Origin of the sequence: Acinetobacter lactucae, from assembly GCF_013344765.1 — a bacterium.
GTDB lineage: Bacteria > Pseudomonadota > Gammaproteobacteria > Pseudomonadales > Moraxellaceae > Acinetobacter > Acinetobacter lactucae_A.
The window spans coordinates 1-603 of record NZ_JABVBF010000400.1 but is presented as its reverse complement, the minus strand read 5'-3'; the positions used below and the strand labels follow the sequence as shown (position 1 = coordinate 603).

Annotated in this window: 2 pseudogenes; both read left to right on the top strand. The window is 40.3% G+C overall.

Features of this window, described 5'->3' with window-relative positions:
* A pseudogene (locus HUN22_RS17560) lies at nt 1-161 on the top strand (RND transporter); the annotation flags it as partial.
* Nucleotides 158-603, top strand: a pseudogene (locus HUN22_RS17555) (type I secretion system permease/ATPase); the annotation flags it as partial. The pseudogenes HUN22_RS17560 and HUN22_RS17555, both read left to right, overlap by 4 nt.

Sequence of the window (603 nt, the reverse complement as noted above, 5' to 3'; positions counted from 1 at the left end):
TGAATGCTGAGCAAGCGATTCATAGTGCTAACTCAGAACTCGAAACTGCACGTTACGATATCTATAGCAGTATTGTTCAGTACATTGCAGCAACAGGACGTTCTCGCCAAGCTTATGACTTAAATAATATTTCAATTCAGGGGTTCGAAGTACAACCATGATGACAAAAATAAACTACCAGCCCTGGTTACAGGCGGTCTTAACGATTGCTAAACATTATAGAATTGAGCCTTCAGAAGAAAGAATTCGTTTACAACTTGACTGGAACCAGAATCAAAACCTTGACGATATTTTGCAGCTCATTACACGGCAGGTTGGACTCAATTTACGTAAGGTGCCGTTTTCTTTAGAACTACTTAATCCATGGCGTTTACCTGTCATGGTCGAGTTTCATGACGGACAAGTTGGTGTAATTGATAAGGCTGATACACAAGGAAATGTCAGTATCCAGTTTAGTGGAGATCATGGCCTTTCTCAGAATTTAAGCCTAGATGTCTTAAAAACAACAATTAAGAATGTCTATATCCTGCGTCCTGAAACATCCATTCCCGATGCGCGTATTGACGAATATATCAAACCATACGAAGCAAGCTGGTTCTGGTC